Source organism: Pseudomonas sp. NFX1 (genome assembly GCF_051123555.1).
GTDB lineage: Bacteria > Pseudomonadota > Gammaproteobacteria > Pseudomonadales > Pseudomonadaceae > Aquipseudomonas > Aquipseudomonas capeferrum.
This window is the reverse complement of sequence record NZ_CP169366.1, coordinates 2,159,615-2,177,400: the sequence shown is the minus strand read 5'-3', so window position 1 is coordinate 2,177,400 and position 17,786 is coordinate 2,159,615. Positions and strand designations below refer to the sequence as shown.

The 17,786-nt window shown below is 64.3% G+C and carries 14 protein-coding genes; 11 read left to right on the top strand and 3 right to left on the bottom strand.

The window, feature by feature from the left end:
• Window positions 1-16 precede the first annotated feature (16 nt).
• A complete protein-coding gene (locus tag DJ563_RS09470) occupies window positions 17-571 on the top strand; it encodes a pyridoxamine 5'-phosphate oxidase family protein (RefSeq protein ID WP_434519357.1) in 555 nt (184 codons plus the stop codon).
• Window positions 572-864: 293 nt separating this feature from the next.
• Here DJ563_RS09470 and DJ563_RS09465 read toward each other — a convergent pair whose 3' ends face one another.
• Together DJ563_RS09465 and DJ563_RS09460 are read right to left on the bottom strand one after the other, a co-directional pair.
• Window positions 865-1,893, bottom strand: coding sequence for an LLM class oxidoreductase (locus DJ563_RS09465; protein ID WP_047583416.1), 1,029 nt, complete (start codon window positions 1,891-1,893; stop codon window positions 865-867).
• A 23-nt stretch (window positions 1,894-1,916) separates the two neighbouring features.
• Window positions 1,917-2,552, bottom strand: coding sequence for a glutathione S-transferase family protein (locus DJ563_RS09460; protein WP_434519356.1), 636 nt, complete (start codon window positions 2,550-2,552; stop codon window positions 1,917-1,919).
• Window positions 2,553-2,677: 125 nt separating this feature from the next.
• Between DJ563_RS09460 and DJ563_RS09455 the strand changes: the two genes are divergently transcribed.
• On the top strand, window positions 2,678-3,577 hold the full coding sequence (locus tag DJ563_RS09455; RefSeq protein WP_434519355.1) for a LysR substrate-binding domain-containing protein: 900 nt from the start codon (window positions 2,678-2,680) through the stop codon (window positions 3,575-3,577).
• 11 nt (window positions 3,578-3,588) lie between these two features.
• Here the strand turns inward: DJ563_RS09455 and DJ563_RS09450 are convergent, their stop codons facing one another.
• The gene (locus tag DJ563_RS09450; RefSeq protein WP_274100466.1) at window positions 3,589-4,500 is read right to left on the bottom strand and encodes a LysR family transcriptional regulator; all 912 of its coding nucleotides are present in this window, start codon (window positions 4,498-4,500) and stop codon (window positions 3,589-3,591) included.
• Between the two features lie 289 nt (window positions 4,501-4,789).
• On the opposite strand from DJ563_RS09450, the gene speB reads away from it, so the two are divergent.
• From speB to gcvP, 9 genes are all read left to right on the top strand, one after another.
• Window positions 4,790-5,761 (top strand): agmatinase, encoded by a 972-nt coding sequence (gene speB, locus DJ563_RS09445; RefSeq protein WP_033698620.1) that lies wholly within the window; start codon window positions 4,790-4,792, stop codon window positions 5,759-5,761.
• A 15-nt stretch (window positions 5,762-5,776) separates the two neighbouring features.
• Entirely contained in the window at window positions 5,777-7,285 is a 1,509-nt protein-coding gene (locus DJ563_RS09440) for an aldehyde dehydrogenase family protein (protein ID WP_434519354.1), read from the top strand.
• A gap of 96 nt (window positions 7,286-7,381) precedes the next feature.
• The gene (locus tag DJ563_RS09435; protein WP_033698618.1) at window positions 7,382-7,561 is read left to right on the top strand and encodes a hypothetical protein; all 180 of its coding nucleotides are present in this window, start codon (window positions 7,382-7,384) and stop codon (window positions 7,559-7,561) included.
• The gene (locus DJ563_RS09430) at window positions 7,558-9,027 is read left to right on the top strand and encodes a cytosine permease (RefSeq protein ID WP_047583413.1); all 1,470 of its coding nucleotides are present in this window, start codon (window positions 7,558-7,560) and stop codon (window positions 9,025-9,027) included. The genes DJ563_RS09435 and DJ563_RS09430 overlap by 4 nt, the downstream gene beginning before the upstream one ends.
• 4 nt (window positions 9,028-9,031) lie before the next feature.
• The gene (gene betA / locus DJ563_RS09425) at window positions 9,032-10,720 is read left to right on the top strand and encodes a choline dehydrogenase (protein WP_186663063.1); all 1,689 of its coding nucleotides are present in this window, start codon (window positions 9,032-9,034) and stop codon (window positions 10,718-10,720) included.
• A 455-nt stretch (window positions 10,721-11,175) separates the two neighbouring features.
• Window positions 11,176-12,600, top strand: coding sequence for a D-serine/D-alanine/glycine transporter (gene cycA / locus DJ563_RS09420; RefSeq protein ID WP_434519353.1), 1,425 nt, complete (start codon window positions 11,176-11,178; stop codon window positions 12,598-12,600).
• Window positions 12,601-12,681: 81 nt separating this feature from the next.
• Complete coding sequence (locus DJ563_RS09415) at window positions 12,682-14,214, top strand: sigma 54-interacting transcriptional regulator (RefSeq protein WP_434519352.1); 1,533 nt, start codon at window positions 12,682-12,684, stop codon at window positions 14,212-14,214.
• Between the two features lie 260 nt (window positions 14,215-14,474).
• Complete coding sequence (gene gcvH / locus DJ563_RS09410; protein ID WP_274097837.1) at window positions 14,475-14,852, top strand: glycine cleavage system protein GcvH; 378 nt, start codon at window positions 14,475-14,477, stop codon at window positions 14,850-14,852.
• A gap of 14 nt (window positions 14,853-14,866) precedes the next feature.
• Window positions 14,867-17,737, top strand: a complete 2,871-nt coding sequence (gene gcvP, locus DJ563_RS09405) for an aminomethyl-transferring glycine dehydrogenase (RefSeq protein WP_434519351.1) — start codon at window positions 14,867-14,869, stop codon at window positions 17,735-17,737.
• Window positions 17,738-17,786: the final 49 nt, after the last annotated feature.

The window sequence follows — 17,786 nt, the reverse complement described above, 5'->3', positions numbered from 1 at the left end:
ATTTTAGGCGATTGCCATGCTTGATCTGATCTTGACCAAGGTATGGTCGGATTTATCTATACCTGTTGGCGGTATTCCCAATCCCTTTCGCTTGATGCAACTGGCAACCGTCAATACTGAAGGGCAGCCAAAAGTAAGTACCGTGGTCTTGCGCCATGCGGATGAATCTACGCAGTCGATCATCTTTTATGCGGACAAGCGGTCGGCAAAATGCGCGGAGATACTTGCCGAACCTAGAGTCGGCATAACCTCCGTCGACCCATCCGGCAAGCTTCAGCTGCGGATGGAAGGCCGAGGTGAACCTGTGTCGGATGTTTCGTTACTTACCAAGCACTGGGAGCAGGCACGAGGAAGAACTCAAGCACTCTTTCGCCATGGAAGCATCCCCGGTGAGGCGATCTCTGCACCTTCATCAGCCTATGAAACGCACCTGGAGGGTTTCGAAAACTTCGCGTTAGTGACTGTCCACCTGAGAAAAATTGAGTGGCTCGACCTTACCCAGGATATCCACCAGCGGGCACGCTTCATTCTGCAAGGCGAACATTGGCAGGCGGGTTGGATCGCGCCCTAAGACAGGATCAATTTTGATGAGCAGAATGGGGCAGGGCAAATAGCTGGCCAAGGCAGCTGATCTCGTTGTGCGATGTTTGGAAAGTCGAAAGCAGCCACTCGCGATTGGCCACGTTCGACCCTAAGCTGACAGCTCCCCAGTCGCACAGCAGTTCGATGTCAGGCAAGTCACTTGTGTCTGCTGCTCATGCCAATACCCCGCAGCCGAGACGCTGCAGGTTCGCGCGCAGCCGATGCGCTGCACACGCACATTGCCGATTCATTGCGCGACCCACTGTGCAACTGAGCAGCGCGCTACCAGTCCTGCGAATGCGGTGCTGGCCCTGCCAGCGCCGGAAATAGCGGCAGTACCTCTTCTGCCAGTTCCTGAAGGATGTCCTGGGCCGGGCGCCGCGCCATCTGCACCCCCAATGCTGCATGGTTGACCCCGGCCTCGCGCCATTCGCCGAGCAGGTCGATCAACCCGTTGCGCCCTGTGCGCAGCACGTAGCCGCCTTGCAGCGGTGTACGCGGGAAGTTCGGGTCGTCGTCCAGGTCGATCCATTCGTTGGTCATGTGCGGGCGGAAACCACCGCCCGGTATCGCTGCGCGCCAGGCGCGGATTTTTTCGGCCAACCGTCGTGGTCCAAGCACGTTATGGGTGGCGTCGGGGTAGGTGAGCCAGCCATCGGCGTGTTCGCCCAGCCACTGCAGGCTTTGTCGCGACGAGCCGGTCACCACCAATGGGATGCGCCCTGATACTGGCCTTGGCAGCAACCGGGCGCTGCCGAGTTGGCCCAGCGGCGACTGGATCGGCCCAGGGTGCTCGGCCAACAGTTGCCGGAAGTAGTCCACGCTTTGCGCAAAGCGCTCGCCGCGGCTGTCGTGGTCCAAGCCATAGGCTGGAAACTCCACGGGCCGGTCGCCCGAGGCGATGCCCAGCACCAGGCGCCCACCCGACAGGGTATCGAGGGTGGCAGCGGCCTTGGCCAGGTCGATCGGGTGGCGCAAGGCGAAGATCGCGCTGCCGGTCACCAGGGCGATGCGCTGAGTCTGCGCGGCCAGGTAGGCCAGGTAGGTGAACGGGTCGAATACCTGCCCGGCGTCACCGAAGGCCGGGTCGAACAAGGGCACATCACGCACCCAGGCGGCGGCAAAGCCCAGGCGGTCGATGTCGCCGACCAGCCGTGCCTGCCCGGCCAGTGCCTGCATGTTGCCGTCGTAGAAACGCAGCGGCATGAAGATGCCCAAGGTCAGTTGATCGGGCGCGAACATGCGCCGGTAGCCGGGGTGCTGGGCGAAGGCGCTGGCGTTGGCGCCGCAGGTGGGGGTTGTAGGGTTCATGGCCGTTCCTTGGTTGGGCGATTTCATGGGCCAGTGGCCGGGGCGGGCAGGCGGATACCCCGTTGCACGGCGGGGCGTTGCTCGACCTGGCGGTACCAGCGGGTCAGGTGGCGGTGGGGGCTGAAGTCGAAGCCCACCAGGGCGGCGATGTGCAGCCAGGCAAAGGTCGCGATGTCTGCGATCGAATAGCGCTCTCCGGCCAGCCATGGCTGGGTGGCAAGCTGCTGGTCGAGGACGCTGAAGGTGCCTTCGGTAAGGCTGCGGTAGCGCTTGAGCGCCGCAGGGTTGGGCGTGGCCTCGAAGCATTCGAAGTGCACGCGCTGGCCGAGCAGCGGCCCCATGCTGGCGCTGTGGTACATCAACCAGGTGATCGCCGCCCAGCGCGGCTGCGGCGCGAGGTCGAGCAATTGGCCGCTGAGCTGTGCCAGGTACAGCAAGATGGCAGCAGACTCGAACAGCACGATGTTGGCAGCATGGTCGACCAAGACCGGGATGCGGCCTGCCGGGTTGAGCGCGAGAAAGCCTGGTTGCAAATGCTCACCGTGCTCGATGCGAACATGCTCCAGGCGGTAGGGCAGGCCCATCTCTTCGAGAGCGATGGTGGCTTTGAAGCCGTTGGGCGAGCTGTCGGTGTACAGCACCAGTGAGGGATCATGCATGTCGAATAACCTCAGGAAAACTAACGCAAGTTGTTTGGCCTGAGCGCTATGCTATGCAGATCGAGCGCGATACTAAAACGATTGCTTCTTACGCCAGCGTTAGTTTTTCTAAATCGAGGAGTTCCATGGGTGCCGTTCTGCCACTGCTTGCCTTGCGCGCCTTCAGCGAAACCACCCGCCTGGGCAGCCTGAAGGCGGCCGCCGAGCGCATGGGGGTTACCCCGGGGGCCATCAGCCAGCAGATTCGCCTGCTGGAGGACCGCCTCGGCGTCACCCTGCTGACACGCAGCCGCCATGGCGTGCAGCTCACCGAGGCCGGGGCGGGCCTGTACCCCGGCGTTTCGCGCGGTTTCGGCGAAATCGAGAGCGCCTTGCTCGACCTTGAAGCTTTGGCACGGGCCAGCACCCTCACCATCAGCACGCAACCTTCCTTCGCGTCCAGCTGGCTGGTGCCGCGCCTCAGTAGCTTCAGCGCGCTGCACCCTGGTATCGAGGTTCGTGTCGAGGCCACCGCGGCACTGGTCGACCTGCAGCGCGAACGTGTCGACATTGCCCTGCGCCATGGCCTGGGCGATTACCCGGGGCTGCAGTCGATGCCTTTGCTGGCGCCCGTGCTGCTACCCGTTTGCAGCCCGGCGCTGCTCGCCAGTGGGCCGGCACTGGATGAACCCGTAGATTGCCTGCAGTACCCGCTGCTGCAGGATGCCGACCGTGTCGACTGGACGCTGTGGTTGCAGGCCCACGGCTTCGAGCCTGACAGCCGCAGCCGGCGCGGGCCGAGCTTTGACGAGGAGCTGCTGTTGCTGCGCGCGGCCGCGAGCGGTCAAGGCATTGCCCTGGTCCAGGCGCAGCATGCCGAGGAGGGGCTGCGTGACGGCAGCCTGGTGGTGGCCGTGGATCGGCCCTGGCCGTCACGCTTTGCCTACTACCTGGTCGCCCGCAAGGAGCAGTTGAAGCGGCCCCAGGTGCGTGCCTTCATCGACTGGATCGAGGGGCAGCTTGCGGGAAGCCGTAGTACAGGGTAAGCCGAGCGTGGTCAGACGCCAGCCTGGTGCATGCAGGTGTGCAGGTCTTCAAGAAACGCCCGCAGGATCGGTGGCGGCGACACGCCGCGCCGGGTGATTACATCGAAGGGGGAGGTCAGGTCCAGTGTGCTGGCGCCCAGGCGGCGCATTTCGCCGGTCTTGACCCACTGCTCGGCGAAATGCACGGGCAGGAAACCGATGTAGGCGCCGGAAATGATCAGGATCGCCGCCGCCTCGATGTTCTCCACGGTCGCGGCGGCCTTGCTGATGCCCAGTTGCTCCAGGTCGTACTGCTGCATGTAGCCACGCACGACGATATGGCACTGGCGAACTTCTTCAAGCAGGCGGCCGTTGGCCGCCTTGCTGGCATACAGCGGATGGCGACGACCACAGTAGAGCCCCAGGGCTTCGTCGTACAGCGGCAGGTACGACAGCCCCGGCACGCGCAACGGGAAGTGGCCGATGGCCAGGTGCAGCCGGCTGTCCAGTACCCGCTCTTCGAGCTCCGCCGGGGCGCCGATGTAGATGTGCAGGTGGGCATCGTGCCCGCGTGAGACAAAGCGCTGGGTGGTGCGCGGCAGGGGCGAGGCGTTGTCGGTCAGGGTGGAGTCGATGATGCCCAGGTTGAGCTTGCCGCTGATGTGCTGCTTGAGCACGTCGGCATCCATGCAGAAGCTCTCCACCGCGCTTAGCAGGCGCAAGGTGGCCTCATGGATGGCCACGCCCTGTTCGGTCAGGCGAAAGCCGCTGCGCCCGCGCTGGCAAAGCTTGACCCCCAGGCGGGTTTCCAGGTGCGTCATCTGTTCGCTGATGGTCGACTGGCCGGCGTTGAGTGCTGCCTGCGCGGCGGAAAAGCCCCCGCACCTGACGATGGTGGTGAACACCCTGAGAAGCTTCAGATCGACATCGTGGAGCTGGATCACTGTGGCCTCCTGGCGGTGCTTCACATCGCTGCGTCACATCGCGCTGGCTGATATGAGCGTCCGGCCATTGTTTTTTTTCAAGCTAACCACGCAGCCGTGATCCCTGCAATGCCTGGCGCCTGGAAATGCCGGCGGGCTTTGGGCATTCGGGCGAATACTTCGGGTTGCCCGATGTATGCATCTGCACTTGCGCATTTTTCCGCTCTTGGCCTGCCGCCATAGTGGCTGCAACGGCGGTCGAGCAGTCGCCCCGTCTCCTGACCAGAACAATAAGTGGAGAAACCTGAACATGGCAAAGCACGGTTATGAATCCGGCCGCCTGAACCTGCCCTTCGTCGGGCATTGCACCTTCGCCAAATCGCCCATCTGCACCGACTGGGATGCCATCGACGCCGATGTGGCGATCCTCGGTGCGCCCAACGACATGGGCACCCAATGGCGCTCTGGCGCACGTTTCGGACCGCGCGGCATTCGCGAGGCATCGACCCTGTTCTCGTTCGGCCATGCCGGCGCCTACGACTTCGAAGATGACGCCACCTACCTGACCGATGACCAACTGCGCATGGTCGATGTCGGTGACGCCGATATCGTGCACACCGACATGGCCAGCAGCAATGCCAACATCGAGTCGGCCGTGCGCCAGATTCTCAAGGCCGGCGCCATGCCGGTGGTGCTGGGCGGCGACCACTCGATCCATGCGCCGGTGATCAAGGCCTTTGAAGGGCATGGGCCGATCCACATCGTGCACTTCGATGCCCACCTGGACTTCGTCGACGAGCGCCATGGTGTGCGCTACGGCCACGGCAGCCCCCTGCGCCGCGCCTCGGAGCTGGACCACATCGTCGGCATGACCCAGATGGGCATCCGCAACGTGTCGTCCTCCAACCGCGATGACTACGATGCCGCGCGCGACGCCGGCTCGCAGATTCTTTCGGTACGCGACGTGCGCCGCCTGGGTTGTGAAGGCGTGATGGCGAAAATCCCCGAAGGCCGCGACTACTACATCACCATCGACATCGACGGTTTCGACCCGTCCATCGCCCCAGGCACCGGCACACCGAGCCATGGCGGATTCTTCTACTACGAAGTGCTGGAGATCATCCAGGCGCTGGCCCGGCGCAGCCAGGGGCGGATCGTCGGCATGGACCTGGTGGAAGTGGCCCCGGCCTACGACCCGGCAGGCGTGACCTCGATTCTTGCCGCGCAGTTGCTGATGAACAGCATCGGCTTCATCTTCCACGCGCGCGCCAACGCCCGCTGATCCGGAGACTGTACCGTGGACAACAAGGTAAAAGCCTACCTGCAGGCCTTCGGGGTTTCAGAGGCCACCCAGCGTTTCCTCAGCAAGCCTCAGCGTATGTTCATCGGCGGTGCCTGGCTGGAGGCCAGTGATGGTGCCAGCGCCGAAGTCATCGAGCCGGCCACCGAGGGCGTGCTGACGCGCATCCCCATGGGCACCCCGGATGACCTGGACCGTGCGGTGCGTGCCGCCCGCGCGCAATTCGATGGCGGCCCGTGGAGCCAGCTCAAGCCGCTGGAGCGCGAGCGCCTGATTCATCGCCTGGCCGACCTGGTCGAGGCTAATGGCGACGAGCTGGCGCAGATCGAGTCGATCGACATGGGCAAGTCGGTCGCCCAGGCCCGTGCCGTGGACATCCAGGGCACCGTCGATACGCTGCGCTACTTTGCCGGCTGGGCCAGCAAGATCCATGGGCGCACCGTCGAGCCCTCGCTGCCGGGCAACTACCTGGCCTATACCCGCAAGGAAGCCGTCGGCGTGGTAGGGGCCATCGTGCCCTGGAACTTCCCCCTGCAAACCATGGCCTGGAAGCTCGGCGCGGCGCTGGCGACCGGCTGCACCGTGGTGGTCAAGCCGGCGGAGCTGACCTCACTGTCGGCCTTGCGCTTTGCCGAGCTGGTGCAGGCGTCGGGCATCCCCGACGGTGTGCTCAACATTGTCACCGGGCGCGGCAGCGTGGTGGGCACGGCGATGTCCAGCCACCCGGGCATCGACAAGCTGAGCTTTACCGGTTCGACCCCGGTGGGCTGCTCGGTGGGCAAGGCGGCGATGGACCAGATGAAGCGCCTGACCCTGGAACTGGGCGGCAAGTCGCCGGTGATCGTGTTCGCCGATGCCGATATCTTTGCTGCGGCCGAGGCGGTCGCCAACGGTGTGTTCTTCAACTCGGGGCAGGTGTGCGATGCCGGTACCCGTGCTTATGTCGAGCGCAGTGTCTACCCGGCCTTCCTCGAAGCGCTGGCGCGCTACACGGCGACGTTGAAGATCGCCCCGGGGCTGGACCCGGACTGCTTCATCAGCCCCATGGTGTCGCGCCAGCAACAGCAGCGGGTGCTGGAATACATCGCCCTGGGCAAGGCCGAAGGGGCGCAGGTGTACTACGGCGGTGAGCCGGTCGAGGGCGCTGGCTTCTTCGTGCAGCCGACCATCTTTGCCCACTGCACCAACGACATGCGCATCGTCCGTGAGGAAATCTTCGGGCCAGTGTTGGTAACCATGCCTTTCGACGCCGAGGAGCAGGCGCTGGCGCTGGCCAACGATTCGCAGTACGGCCTGGCGGCGGCGATCTACTCCAACGACCTGGGCAAGGTTCACGGGTTGATCCCGCGCCTGCGTGCCGGCACGGTCTACGTCAATGCCCACAGCACGCTCGACCCGTCCATGCCGTTTGGTGGCTACAAGCAGTCGGGCTATGGCAAGGACATGGGCGCCGAACAACTGGAGTTTCTGCTGGAGACCAAGGCGGTCTGGATCACCTTGCCCTGAGGGACAGGGCCGGCCTGCGTCGCCTGGTTTGGCGAGCGACGCAGGCAACACGAACGCATCGAATTTCAAGAACAAGAACCCGTCGAGGTGATGCCCATGAACAGCCAAGTGGATACCGAGCGTGCACAAGACCTGGAACGGCGCCTGCGCGCCTATGAAGAACTGGAGGGCAGGGCGCACTGGCCCGGCGCGCTGAAGGCAACGGACGTTATCGCCCTTGCCGTGCTGACCCTGGTCATGGTGGTCGGCGCGTATGTGCTGGGGGGCCAGCCATGAGCCGGGCCAGAGAGCAGGAATTTCGCCTGGCCGCCGAACGCGGCGACACGCCCTTGCTGCCGGGTGAACGGGTCTGGGGCTTCTGGGGCTATGCCTACGCCAACTCGGCGTTGGCGGTGGCCACCTGGGTGTTTTTGATCGGCGGTGCCACCGCGCTGTTCGTCGGGCCGTTGCAAGGGATTGCCGCGATCATCATCGGCAACATCATCGGCGTGGTACTGGCGGCATCGTCCACCTGCCTGCCGTGTGGCAAATACGGCGTCGAGCAGTTCACCTTCCTGCGCAGCATGTTCGGCGTCAATGGCAGCCGCCTGGTGTACATCCTCTCGGTGGTGATACTGACCATGGGCTGGCTGGCGGTGCTGGGGTTGATGTGCGGGCGGGCGCTGGACAACCTGGAAACCCTGGTACAGCACAGCGAGCCCGACGCCGGCGACTGGCTGGTGACCGCCGGGGCCCTGCTGGCCATCGTGCTGGCGGCGCTGGTGGCCATGCGCGGGCCCGACATGATCCGCCGCCTGAGCGCGGTGATCGCGCCCAGCCTGATCCTGATCATGCTGGCGCTGATGTACTTCATCTCCCGCCGTTACAGCTTCGGCGAACTGTTGGCCATGCCGCCCTTGCAGCCACCCTTCGAAAACCCGCACGTCAACTTCATGATCGCGGTGGAAATCAACATCGCCGCAGGGTTCTCCTGGTGGCCCTACATTGGCAACCTGTCGCGCCTGTGCAGCAACCAGCGCACGGCCTTCTGGCCCAACCTGGTGGGCATCTTCGGCGCCGCTTCGCTGGGCGAGTCGGTCAGCCTGTTCGCCGCCACCACCCTGGGCAGCAGCGACCCCACGGCCTGGATGCGGCTGGCCGGCGGCATGACCTTCGGCGTGATTGCCCTGAGCTTCCTGGCACTGGCCAACCTGACCGGCATGGTCAACATCCTCTACACCGCGGTGATCGGCCTGCGGCAACTGGCCGGGGAGCGTTTGCGCAGCCTGGGCTGGGGGGTATTGATCGGGCTGTTCTGCATCATCCCGGTGGTGATCGTGCTGTTGGCCCCGGGCATCTACGACGGCTTCTTCATCTTCCTGGTGTGGACGTCGGCACTGAACAGCGCCCTGGCCGGCATTGGCATTGCCGATTACTTCTTCCTGCGCAAGCAGCGCCTGAACCTGCGCCATCTGTATGCCGAGCAAAGCGGCTCGCCGCTGCGCTTCTGCAAGGGTTTCAACCCCATCGCGCTGCTGGCGCTGGTGGCAGGCTTTGCCATCTACGTGGTGGTGTTCAACCCGCAGACCCTGGCCCATACCGACTTCTTCACCTTCGCCACCGCCTCGCTGCCGTCCTGCCTGTTGGCCGGGCTGGTGCATTACGGCCTGACCCGTCTGCTGGCTACGCGCCTGGGCTGGGGCGGCTACCCAAAGGGCAATGAACGCACCATCGAGGCCGCAGGCCTTCGCGTACAGGACTAGAACAATGAACAAACGATACGACTACATCATCATCGGCGCAGGCTCTGCCGGCTGCGTCCTGGCCAACCGCCTCAGCGAAGACCCTGCCACCACGGTGCTGGTGCTGGAGTTCGGCGGCAGCGACCGCAGTGTGCTGATCCAGATGCCCAGTGCGTTTTCCTTGCCGATGAACACCAAGAAGTACAACTGGCGCTACGAGACCGCCGCCGAAACCCACCTGGACGGCCGACGCTTGCACTGCCCAAGGGGCAAGGTGCTGGGTGGGTCGTCCTCGATCAACGGCCTGGTCTACATCCGTGGCCATGCCTGCGACTTCGATGAGTGGGAAAGCCTGGGCGCGAACGGCTGGGGTTATCGCAACTGCCTGCCGTACTTCAAGCGCGCCGAAAACTTCAAGTTCGGCGGCGACGACTACCGCGGTGGCGCCGGGCCGCTGGCCACCAACAACGGCAACAACATGCAGAACCCGCTGTACGGCGCCTGGATAGAAGCAGGTGCCGAGGCCGGCTACATCAAGACCGACGACTGCAATGGCTACATGCAGGAAGGCTTCGGCGCCATGCACATGACCGTGAAGGACGGGGTGCGCTGGTCCACCGCCAATGCCTACCTGCGCCCGGCCATGAGCCGGCCGAACCTGACCGTCGTGACCCATGCCATGACCCGGCGCATCCTGCTCGATGGCAAGCGGGCGGTGGGTGTCGAGTACGACGAAGGCGGCCAGACCCACACGGTTCATTGCAGCCGCGAAGTGCTGGTGGCATCCGGCCCGATCGGCTCGCCACACCTGCTGCAGCGCTCGGGTATCGGCCCCGAGGCGGTGCTGAAAAAGGCCGGGATCAAGGTGCTTCATGCCCTGCCGGGTGTGGGTGAAAACCTGCAGGACCACTCCGAAATCTACATCCAGTACGCCTGCAAGGAGCCGGTGACGCTCAACGGCAAGATGAGCCTGCTAGGCAAGGCGATGATCGGCCTGCGCTGGTTGCTGTTCAAGGATGGCCTGGGCGCCAGCAACCATTTTGAGGCAGGTGGTTTCATCCGCTCGGCCAAGGGGCTGCGCTGGCCGGACATTCAGTTCCACTTCCTGCCGGCGGCGATGCGCTACGACGGCGACAAACCGTTCAAGGGCCATGGTTTCATGGTGCTGACCGGGCCGAACAAACCCAAGAGCCGCGGGCATGTGCGGGCGCTGTCGGCCGACCCTTACCAGCACCCGGAAATCCGCTTCAACTACCTGCAACGTGAAGAGGACCGCGAGGGCTTCCGCCGCTGCGTGCGCCTGACCCGCGAGATCATTGCCCAGCCGGCGATGGACCGCTTCCGCGGCGAGGAGCTGGCGCCGGGGCCGCAGGTGCAGACCGATGAGCAGATCGATGCCTTCGTGCGTGCCAACATGGAAAGCACCATGCACCCCTGCGGCTCGTGCCGCATGGGCGAGGACGACATGGCGGTGGTCGACTCGGCGTTGCGTGTGCACGGCTTGCAGGGGCTGCGGGTGATCGACTCGTCGGTGTTCCCGAGCGAGCCCAACGGCAACCTCAATGCGCCGACCATCATGCTCGCCGAGCGCGCTGCCGACCTGGTGCGCGGGCGCGAGCCGCTGGCACCGGCCGATGTGCCGGTCGGGTTGGTAGAGGATTGGCAGGATCAACAGCGCAGCCGCGCACCACGGCGCGAGGTGCGCACAGGTTGAAACATCCCTGGTACGGACTGTAGGTACCCCAGCGGACGCGCTATTGCTGTGGGAGCGGGCTCGCCCCGCGAATGGCGCGCCGCGGTGTATGGCACCGGCTTCGCCGGCGTTCGCGGGGCGAGCCCGCTCCCACAGGGGGTACACCTGGTTTAGACGCTGGAGCAAGGCTTGGACTGATAGCGCTCCATTGTAGTGATATCAATACAGCGCAGGGCAGGGCACGGTACACGACGCTTCGGTGTCGTACACCGTGCCCTTTGGCCTTGCCACTGGAGTGGCTTCATTACAGTGACAAAAGTGGGTAGTTGCACAATACCCCGTGTTTAGCGGGCTGTAGCCCTTGGCATAGTCCTTGCTGTTTCCCTTGTGCTCGTCCGGATGTTCCACGGCATATCCGGCCAGAAAGTTGAACTTGTGACGTTATAAAAACAATTAAACTAGCAAGGTAAATAACAATGAATAACCTGCCGCAGGGTCACTGTCCGCCTGAGGGTGACACGCACGAACTCAAGCGTAATCTTTCCAACCGCCACATCCAGTTGATCGCCATCGGCGGTGCGATTGGCACCGGCCTGTTCATGGGCTCTGGCAAGACCATCAGCCTGGCTGGGCCTTCGATCATCTTCGTCTACATGATCATCGGCTTCATGCTGTTTTTCGTCATGCGGGCCATGGGCGAATTGCTCTTGTCCAACTTGCAGTACAAGTCGTTCATCGATTTTTCCGCCGATTTGTTAGGCCCGTGGGCAGGCTTTTTCACCGGCTGGACCTACTGGTTTTGCTGGATTGTCACCGGGATTGCCGATGTGATCGCCATTTCCGCCTATTCACAATTCTGGTTCCCGGATATTCCCTTGTGGTTACCAGCGCTGGGCTGCGTCGGGCTGTTGCTGAGCCTCAACCTGATGACGGTGAAGATGTTCGGTGAACTGGAGTTCTGGTTCGCCATGATCAAGATCGTGGCCATTTGCGCATTGGTCTGCACGGGGGTGTACATGGTGGCGGCAGCCTACCAGTCGCCCGCTGGCAACGTCGCCACGCTGGCCAACCTGTGGAACGACGACGGGATGTTCCCCCATGGCCTCATGGGCTTCTTCGCCGGCTTCCAGATTGCGGTGTTCGCCTTCGTCGGCATCGAGCTGGTCGGCACCACGGCTGCCGAAACCAAGAACCCGGAACGCAACCTGCCGCGGGCCATCAACTCCATCCCGCTGCGCATCATCGTCTTCTACGTGCTGGCGTTGATCGCCATCATGGCCGTAACCCCTTGGCGAGAAGTGGTGGCCAACAAGAGCCCCTTCGTCGAGCTGTTCGTGCTGGCCGGGCTACCCGCCGCAGCGGGCATCATCAACTTCGTGGTGCTGACGTCAGCGGCGTCTTCGGCCAACAGCGGCGTGTTCTCGACCAGCCGCATGCTCTACGGCCTGGCGATGGAAGGTGATGCACCGGGCACGTTCAGCGCACTGTCGCGCCGCGCGGTGCCGTCCAACGGCCTGATCTTCTCTTGTGTGTGCCTGACCGCCGGTGCGCTGGTGATCTACCTGGTGCCCAACATGCTCGACGCCTTCACCCTGATCACCACGGTGTCGGCCCTGCTGTTCATGTTCGTCTGGTCGATGATCCTGCTGTCGTACCTGGCGTACCGCAAGCAGCGCGACCACCTGCACCGTGCGTCGAAATACAAGATGCCGGGCGGCACCATCATGTGCTGGGTGTGCCTGGCGTTCTTCGCCTTCATCCTCGGCTTGCTGGCCCTGGAAGCGGACACCCGCATGGCGTTGTTCGCCATGCCGGTGTGGTTCGCGCTGCTGGGCCTGTTCTACCGGTCCGTCCGCCAGAAAAAACAGGGGAACAGCGCGTTGTCCTTCGAAGCGGATTGATCGCCAACGTCACGTTTACCCAGGGGGACAGCGCAGCGTGCGCCGTCCCCCTGTTGTCGTTTTGCCAACCAGGGAATCACGATGAGAATCCACGTCACCTTCATCGACCGCGTCGGCATCACCCAGGAAATCCTGGCACTGCTGGGGGCGCGCAACCTCAACCTGGATGCGGTGGAGATGATCCCGCCCAACGTCTACATCGACGCCCCGGCGCTGCAGCAGGCGGTGCTGGACGAACTGCATGCTGCGCTGCTGCGGGTAGCCGGTGTGCAGGCGGTCGAGCTGGTCGACTTCCTGCCCGGCCATCGCCGGCGCCTGCAATTGGAGGCGCTGCTGGCGGCGATGAGTGACCCGGTGCTGGCGGTGGACGCTGGCGGCCATGTGCTGCTGGCCAACCCCACGCTGGTCAGCCTGATTGGCCGCGAGCCGGCCGGTGAGCCGTTGTCGCGGCTGTTTGCCGAGGCAGACCTGGCCCAGACCTTGATCGACAAGGGCTTTCGCCTGCCCATGTGCGAGGTGGGTTTCCAGGGCCAGGCGCTGTTGCTGGAGGCCACGCCCATCAGTGGCGGTGCCGAGGCCTTGGTCGGCGGCCTGCTCACCCTTTACCCGCCAAGCCGCATCGGCGAGCGCCTGGCGTCGTTGCTGCACGACCCTGGCGAAGGGCTGGACGGGCTGCTCGGTGACTCGACCGCGCTCAAGGAGCTCAAGGTGCGCCTGCACAAAGTGGCCGGCCTTGAAGCGCCGCTGCTGATCCAGGGTGAGACAGGCACCGGCAAGGAGCTGGTCGCCCGTGCCTGCCATGCCCTCAGCGCCCGGCGTGACGCGTCGTTTCTGGCGCTCAACTGTGCGGCACTGCCAGAGAGCCTGGCCGAAAGCGAACTGTTCGGCTACGCCGCCGGCGCCTTCACCGGCGCCCAGCGCGGCGGCAAGCCTGGCCTGCTGGAGCTGGGCGATGGCGGCACGGTGTTTCTCGATGAGGTGGGGGAGATGTCGCCCTACCTGCAGGCCAAGCTGTTGCGTTTTCTCAATGACGGCAGCTTCCGCCGGGTGGGCGGCGGCGGTGAGGTGCGGGTGAATGTCCGGGTGGTCTGTGCGACCCACCGCAACCTGGAAAACATGGTGCTCGAAGGCAGCTTTCGCGAAGACCTCTACTACCGCCTCAACGTGCTCAACCTGAAGGTGCCGCCCTTGCGCGAGCGTGGCAAAGACATCCTGCTGCTGGCCGAGCACTTCCTGCGCCAGGCCTGCGCGCAGATCCAGCGCTCGCCCTGCCGGCTGGCGCTGGCCACCCACCCGTTGCTGCTGGGCAACCGCTGGGCGGGCAACGTGCGCCAGTTGCAGAACGTGGTGTTCCGTGCGGCAGCCATCAGCGAAGGGGAGGTGATCGACTGCGACGACCTGGAGCTGGCCGGCACCGCCTTGAGCAGCCAGCAGCCTAACGCACAAGCAGTCATCAGCCTGGAAGCGGCGGTGCAGGGGTTTGAAAAGTCCCTGCTGGAAAACCTGTATGCGACGTACCCCTCGACCCGGCAATTGGCTGCGCGCCTGCAGACCTCGCACACCGCAATCGGCCAGCGCTTGCGCAAATACGGCATCGCCAGCCGGCCCTCGTAGCCGCCCTGGTGCCAATACGTTCCAGTGGAGTGAATGCACTCCACTGGAACGGGGCCCCCACATTCATTGGCACGCCCCTTCAAGGGCGCCTCTCGGCGCGACGCACTGGAGCTGTTTCGTTCCGCAGAAGCCGTTTGAAAATAACCCCGATATTCAACTAACTAGTTGAAATTAAAGGCTTTATACAAGTTGGCATCGCCCTTGCTCTTGTAGTTTCAGTCCTGGACCGGGACCCACCTGATAACAAGAGAGGAAGACCCATGAGCACGCTGCGTTTTACCCCCGAGCACGAATGGCTGCGTCTGGAAGCGACTGGCGAGTTGACCGTCGGCATCACCACCTATGCCCAAGAGGCGCTGGGTGACGTGGTGTTCGTGCAGTTGCCGGAGCCGGGCGAGTACGCCGAGGGCAATGAAGTCGCGGTGCTGGAGTCGGTGAAGGCCGCCAGCAACATCAGCATGCCCCTGAACGGTAGCGTGGTGGCGGTCAACCAGGCCCTGGCCGACGACCCGGAACTGGTCAATGCCTCACCGATGCAGGACGGCTGGTTCTTCCGCATCCAGGTCGCCAACATCGCCGACCTCGACACCTTGATGGACCAGGAAGGCTATGAGCGCTTCCTGGCCGACAACGCCTGAACCAGGGTATCGACATGACCAACGCACCTGTCGCATTGACCACGGATAACGCGTTCATCGCACGTCACATCGGCCCTCGCGAGCACGACATCGAGGCGATGCTGGCGCTGACCGGCCACGACACCCTGGATGCCCTGATCGACAGCGTCATCCCCGACAGCATCAAGGGCACCAGCGTGCTCGCGCTGAGCAAAGGGCAGGGCGAGGCTGAAGCCCTGGCAGCACTCAAGGCCATCGCTGCGAAGAACCAGCTGTTTCGCAACCACATCGGCCAAGGTTACTACCCGTGCCATACGCCGACGCCGATCCTGCGCGACCTGCTGGAAAACCCGGCCTGGTACACCGCGTACACGCCTTACCAGCCAGAGATTTCTCAAGGCCGCCTGGAAGCGCTGCTCAATTTCCAGACCCTGGTCAGCGACCTCACCGGCATGCAGATCGCCAACGCCTCCTTGCTCGACGAGGCCACCGCCGCCGCCGAAGCCATGACCTTCTGCAAACGCCTGGCCAAGAGCAAGGCGCCGGCATTCTTTGCCTCCCGCCATTGCCACCCGCAGACCCTCGACGTGCTGCGCACCCGCGCCCAACCCCTGGGCATAGAAGTGGTCATCGGTGATGAAGCGGCGCTGCAGGGGCAAAGCCTTGAGCCGTACTTCGGCCTGCTGCTGCAGTACCCGGCCAGCACCGGCGCCATCGCCGACCACCGCAGCCTGGTAGCACGCGCCCATGCCGTCGGTGCGTTGGTGGCGGTGTCTGCCGACCTGCTGGCGCTGACCTTGCTGACCCCACCGGGTGAATTCGATGCCGATGTGGTGCTGGGCAGCGCTCAGCGCTTCGGCGTGCCGCTGGGCTTCGGTGGCCCGCACGCGGCGTATTTTGCAACCCGCGATGCGTTCAAGCGCGACATGCCTGGCCGCCTGGTTGGTGTGTCCATCGACCGCTTCGGCAAGCCGGCCCTGCGCCTGGCCATGCAGACCCGCGAGCAACACATCCGTCGCGAGAAGGCGACCAGCAACATCTGCACCGCGCAGGTGCTGCTGGCCAACATTGCCAGCATGTATGCGGTCTACCATGGCCCCGCGGGGCTGGCGCAGATTGCCCGGCGGGTACACCGCCTGACCGCGATCCTGGTGCAAGGGCTGCAGCAGCTCGGGCACCTGGTGGAGCAGGCGCACTTCTTCGACACCGTCAGCGTGGTGACTGCCCAGCCTGTCGCCGAGGTGCTGGCCGCCGCCCACGGTGCGCAGTTGAACTTGCGCCTGATTGACCAGACCCGCGTCGGCCTGTCGCTGGATGAAACCTGCGAGCAGGCCAGTGTCGAGTCCCTGTGGCAGGTGTTCGCCGCCCCTGGCCAGGCGCTGCCCGATTTCGCCGCCCTGGCCGCTGACAGTGGCGATCGCCTGCCAGCCCAACTGTTGCGCGAAACCGCGTTCCTGCAGCACCCGGTGTTCAACCGCTACCACTCTGAAACAGAGCTGATGCGCTACCTGCGTAGCCTGGCCGACAAGGACCTGGCCCTGGACCGCACCATGATCGCGCTGGGCTCGTGCACCATGAAGCTCAACGCCGCCAGTGAGATGATCCCGATCACCTGGCCCGAGTTCGGCAACCTGCACCCGTTCGCCCCGGCCGAACAGTCACTCGGTTACCGCCAGTTGACCGATGAACTGCAGGCCATGCTCTGCCAGGCTACCGGTTATGACGCAATGTCGCTGCAGCCCAACGCCGGCTCCCAAGGCGAATACGCAGGCCTGTTGGCCATCCGCGCCTACCATGCCAGCCGCGGCGAAGCGGGCCGCGATGTGTGCCTGATCCCGTCGTCGGCCCATGGCACCAACCCGGCCACGGCACAGATGGCCGGCATGCGTGTGGTGGTGGTCAACTGCGACGAGCGTGGCAACGTCGATGTGGCCGACCTGCAAGCCAAGGCCGAGCAGCACCGCGACCAGCTGGCCGCGCTGATGATCACCTACCCCTCGACCCATGGCGTGTTCGAAGCGGGCATCACCCGCATCTGCGAGATCATCCATGCGCACGGCGGCCAGGTGTACCTGGACGGCGCCAACATGAACGCCATGGTCGGCCTCTGCGCGCCGGGCAAATTCGGTGGTGACGTGTCGCACCTGAACCTGCACAAGACCTTCTGCATCCCCCACGGCGGCGGCGGCCCCGGGGTCGGCCCGATCGGTGTCAAGGCGCACCTGGCGCCGTTCCTGCCCGGCCACGCGCACATGGCGCACAAAGAGGGCGCTGTCTGCGCGGCGCCTTATGGCAGCGCGAGCATCCTGCCGATCACCTGGATGTACATCCGCATGATGGGTGGGGAAGGGCTCAAGCGCGCCTCGCAGCTGGCCATTCTGAGTGCCAACTACATTGCCCGGCGGCTGGAGGAGCACTACCCGGTGCTGTACACCGGCGAGAACGGCCTGGTGGCCCACGAGTGCATCCTTGACCTGCGCCCGCTCAAGGACAGCAGTGGCATCAGTGTCGAGGACGTGGCCAAGCGCCTGATCGATTTTGGCTTCCATGCCCCGACCATGTCCTTCCCGGTGGCGGGCACGTTGATGGTCGAGCCGACCGAGAGCGAGTCCAAGGAAGAGCTCGATCGCTTCTGCGAGGCCATGATCTGTATCCGTGAGGAAATCCGCGCGGTGGAGAACGGTACCCTCGACAAGCTCGACAACCCGCTGAAGAACGCACCGCATACCGCCAGCGAACTGGTCGGCGAATGGCCCCATCGCTATGCCCGCGAGCTGGCGGTGTACCCGCTGCCAGCGCTGCGCGACAACAAATACTGGCCGCCGGTGGGGCGCGTGGACAACGTCTACGGTGACCGCAACCTGGCGTGCGCCTGCCCACCCCTGTCGCTCTACCAGGATGCCTGACCGCTCGGGCCCGGACCCACTCCGGGCCTTGCCTGCCCCCAACAACAAG